Origin of the sequence: Stenotrophomonas sp. PS02298, from assembly GCF_029959445.1 — a bacterium.
Taxonomy (GTDB): domain Bacteria; phylum Pseudomonadota; class Gammaproteobacteria; order Xanthomonadales; family Xanthomonadaceae; genus Stenotrophomonas.
The window spans coordinates 1-3,569 of the sequence record NZ_JASCOR010000266.1 but is presented as its reverse complement, the minus strand read 5'-3'; the positions used below and the strand labels follow the sequence as shown (position 1 = coordinate 3,569).

Annotated in this window: 5 protein-coding genes; all 5 read right to left on the bottom strand. The window is 56.2% G+C overall.

Going from position 1 to position 3,569, the window contains the following annotated elements:
- Nucleotides 1–652 precede the first annotated feature (652 nt).
- Complete coding sequence (locus QMX78_RS20780; protein WP_282273227.1) at nucleotides 653–1,165, bottom strand: DUF2314 domain-containing protein; 513 nt, start codon at nucleotides 1,163–1,165, stop codon at nucleotides 653–655.
- A 73-nt stretch (nucleotides 1,166–1,238) separates the two neighbouring features.
- Complete coding sequence (locus QMX78_RS20775; protein WP_282273225.1) at nucleotides 1,239–1,463, bottom strand: hypothetical protein; 225 nt, start codon at nucleotides 1,461–1,463, stop codon at nucleotides 1,239–1,241.
- 63 nt (nucleotides 1,464–1,526) lie between these two features.
- Complete coding sequence (locus QMX78_RS20770) at nucleotides 1,527–1,844, bottom strand: hypothetical protein (protein ID WP_282273223.1); 318 nt, start codon at nucleotides 1,842–1,844, stop codon at nucleotides 1,527–1,529.
- Nucleotides 1,845–2,437: 593 nt separating this feature from the next.
- Nucleotides 2,438–2,797: a hypothetical protein gene (locus QMX78_RS20765; RefSeq protein WP_282273221.1), complete on the bottom strand. Its 360-nt coding sequence runs from the start codon at nucleotides 2,795–2,797 to the stop codon at nucleotides 2,438–2,440.
- Nucleotides 2,798–2,855: 58 nt separating this feature from the next.
- Nucleotides 2,856–3,209 carry a hypothetical protein gene (locus QMX78_RS20760; protein WP_282273219.1) on the bottom strand — a complete coding sequence of 118 codons (354 nt, stop codon included), beginning with the start codon at nucleotides 3,207–3,209 and terminating at the stop codon, nucleotides 2,856–2,858.
- Nucleotides 3,210–3,569 lie beyond the last annotated feature (360 nt).

Here is a 3,569-nt window from a genome sequence, read left to right as displayed (position 1 = left end):
GGGGCCAGAACACCAAAGCGTCATAAGCCAAGAAGCCTAAAGCTGGCAGAAGTATGAGCGTAGCGAGAAGGGCGACTACGAACTTTGCGAGACGCTTCATGTGGGCCCTAACTCTGGAATTAAGCCGCGCCGCGAAGCGGCGTCGGCTTGAATGAATTGTTAGGTGGCAACATTTGGTGGTGCAATTGCCGCCAGAACACTCGTGCCACAACTTGTGCAACGGAACCCGGGTTTGCCAATGTTGTCGTAAGCGACCCCGTCTATGACCAGACGACAGCGGACGCAATGAAACGCCCCGCCAGACTTTTGGCCTGCTCCGGGAACATATCTAACTCCTTGCCCGTCAAACTCAACGACCCACCACTGGCGCTTGTGGTCGTACTGCGCAGTGCCATGTCCTTCCAGGTCCTCAGTATCATCGGACTCATCGTAGGCCACGAGTGGCAAGCCAACCGAAAGGACAGTCCCTGCGTTTGACAGGTCTCGGATGCTACCGAAAGTGTCCAAGACGACAGCAGCACGCATGGGGTCAACAACACCGGCAACCAGGCCGTTGAAGTCCGCGTAGATCCGTAGTCGCGTAGAACTTTCCATTGCCACCTAACTCCGGAATTAAGCCGGCCCGCGCAGCGGCTTCGGCTTGAATGAATTGTTAGGGGGCAGGCAGCGGTGCATAGCTTCTTGCCCCGATGTACCCATCAAACGATTGACGCTCGCCTTCGGGTAAGCGGCTCCTCTGGACACGCAGAGAATAGCCACCATGCATCACGCCAGAAATGATTGCCGCCCAGTCTCCTACTTGGTCATTGGGTACGAAGCGGCGCGATCCAGGAGTCAACTCCGGGAATTCTGGCGGAGCCTCAAATACGTAGGCATTAAAGCCAGAGTCGGTAGCGCTCTCAACGCTAAGCCAGAGCCACATACCGTCGCCCTTTGGGTCAGCGATGTAGGTCTTGACCATCGGCGGTGCGTCGGTGATTGGGGAAGCCGCGAGCAAAGTCCGAAAATGGCGAAGTGCTCCGTTAGCAGCCTTCGCTGCCTCTGCGAGTTCCCGGTTAGGCATAGCCATAAACAAAGGTTGGTTTTGCACCTGCTCGAACTTGCTAGCTGCTCCGGCCGGACCAAACCCAAACAAGCCAAGAAGTAGCCCAATGACGTTTCCCACGCGATTCACTCTCCCTGCCCCCTAACTCCGGAATTAAGCTGACCCGCGCAGCGGGTTCGGCTTGAATGAACTGTTAGGCGCCAATAGCGCCGCCGAAGTAGTTGTAGCACCCAATGGCAACGATAGCGACTACCAGTGCGGTCAATCCAATAGCCTCGATGTCTAGGTCGGCTTTGAGGATCTTGCGCCGCAAGCTTGGGATCAACAGGCAGGGCGAAATGACCACCAAGCCAACACAAAGGCTGGCGAGGCCTAGCCATAAGTTGAACTGCCAGGAATCAAGAAGTTGGCTAAACATCCATATAGCGCCTAACTCTGGAATTAAGCCGACCCGCGCAGCGGGTTCGGCTTGAATGAACTGTTAGGCCGCATCATCAGGCTCCCAGCGGCGATAGACAAGATGCTCCAATGGCGCGAGTGAAGTGGGAAAAGGTGCAGCCACATGCTCCTCGTCCAAGTCCCAAGAATCAGGGAAGTCACCGATGACTTCCGCAGCAGCACATGAGCAACTCTCTTGCGCTTGGCCTTTGGCTTCTCCGTCGTACTCGAAGCGCAGCCGAACAATGCACGTGGTTTCATCTGCCTCAATGGAAGCTTGGCGCAGCTGCGGATGGACCTCGCCCCGTAGGCCGCGGGCCAGTGACAGAACTAAAGTTTGACGTGATGCGATGCTGCTCATACGGCCTAACTCTGGAATTAAGTCGACCCGCGAAGCGGGTTCGGCTTGAATGAATTGTTAGCTCTCAGTAGCCGGACCTAACCCGCTGCCTTGCTAGGGTAATGTCCCGAGTAGTGCTATCTCGCAGCACCCGGAGAGTGACGCTGGATCCCGGCTCGCCGCGTATGAGCGAAACAACGTCCTCGAGCGAGAGATGGGAGACGCTATAGAACGGTGCTTTTGCATCAGGAGCAATGCAAGTGAGTACGTCGGACTCACGAAGTTGCGACATTAGCGCAGGGCCACCAGGAACAAATTTGACGAGGCGAGTAATGCCATCACGACGGTCCACGCTCGCTCCGATTCCTTCCTCGTGCGCACTGATGGTCCACATTGTGGCAGCATCTTTGGCGAAAATGGTCTCTCTCTTGGCAAGTATGTCCGGTCGTTCGGTCAAGCAGCGACTAGGTGCGAGCTCTTCACGCGGTGTCGTAGCGCAAGACGACAACAGCAGCAGAGCTGTCACATAAGTGAGGCGCTTACGCATACTTCCCCCTGAGAGCTAACTCTGGAATTAAGCCGACCCGCGAAGCGGGTTCGGCTTGAATGAATTGTTAGGCGCGGTGCCACGCACCGTACTTGGCAAGCATATGCGACTCAAATGCTGGCGTGCCAGATATTTCCCAAAAGGACGAATCGACGGCCAAGAGCTCAAGTACCGGCTCTCCTCCGGAGAGGACAACAAAGTGTCCATCGATTGTTTGGAAAATGTCGTGGTATAGCGAGCGGAATGCGCAGTCGGCCAAAGTGTGGTCCGATGAAGAGAGCTGCTGGATCTCCACAGCGCGATCTCCCATGCACTCATCAATGACGATCGTCCAGGTGTCCGGACGAACAAATCGATCTATGTCGGTGAGAAACGAGGAGATGTCGAACAGCTCGCCGTTGCTCCCGTGTTGCCGGATAGTGACCATGCGCGCCTAACTCCGGAATTAAGCCGAGCCGCGAAGCGGCTTCGGCTTGAATGAATTGTTAGGCGGCACCCGCAGCAACCTCAATGACGCTGCGCCTCTCTGCGCCTGTGCCATACAGCTCGGTCACTGCCGCGGTGTCGCCTGTGAGCGTGAACTCTTCAAGCATCGTAGTGCCGATGCCATAAGAGGTGATGTCATCGTCGGCCCAGAGGGTGAAGTGGCCGCCACTCATGGCCCACGTCACACTCTTGACCCGAAACGACAGCCGGATATGCACCGTGGAATGTCTCTCAAAGTCGGAGCCTGGGCGCCAGGAAAGAAGTTGAGAAACTTGGACGGTCTTCCCCTCAAGCGACTCAAGGAACTCGCCGAGGCCGATCGCCTGCTTTACTCGGTTGCTGGGATGGCTCATGTGACGCCTAACTCTGGAATTAAGCCGACCCGCGCAGCGGGTTCGGCTTGAATGAATTGTTAGGTCCAAGCCCGGAACCCGGTGACGTTGTACTCATTGGTCCTGGACTTTGCCGAAAAAGTTCTGCTTGGGTTTCCAGAATCATAGGCGCCCTTTACGACGAAGCCGCTATAGCCAGAAGAGTTGGGGGTAGTCAGCTTGGCTTGGACTTGTACAAGAACACGCCCCGGCGCCGACGTTCCCCCGATTTTGAGTAGCGCGGCGATTTGGAGTTCAATCCCCAACGAGACGGAGATTGGACATGAAGAAGCGCTTTTCCGAAGAGCAGATCATTGGCTTCCTGCGTGAGGCAGAGGCCGG

Coding starts and splice junctions, on each gene's coding strand:
- QMX78_RS20760 (WP_282273219.1), bottom strand. CDS start 3,209: ATGAGCCATCCCAGCAACCGAGTAAAGCAGGCGATCGGCCTCGGCGAG.
- QMX78_RS20765 (WP_282273221.1), bottom strand. CDS start 2,797: ATGGTCACTATCCGGCAACACGGGAGCAACGGCGAGCTGTTCGACATC.
- QMX78_RS20775 (WP_282273225.1), bottom strand. CDS start 1,463: ATGTTTAGCCAACTTCTTGATTCCTGGCAGTTCAACTTATGGCTAGGC.
- QMX78_RS20770 (WP_282273223.1), bottom strand. CDS start 1,844: ATGAGCAGCATCGCATCACGTCAAACTTTAGTTCTGTCACTGGCCCGC.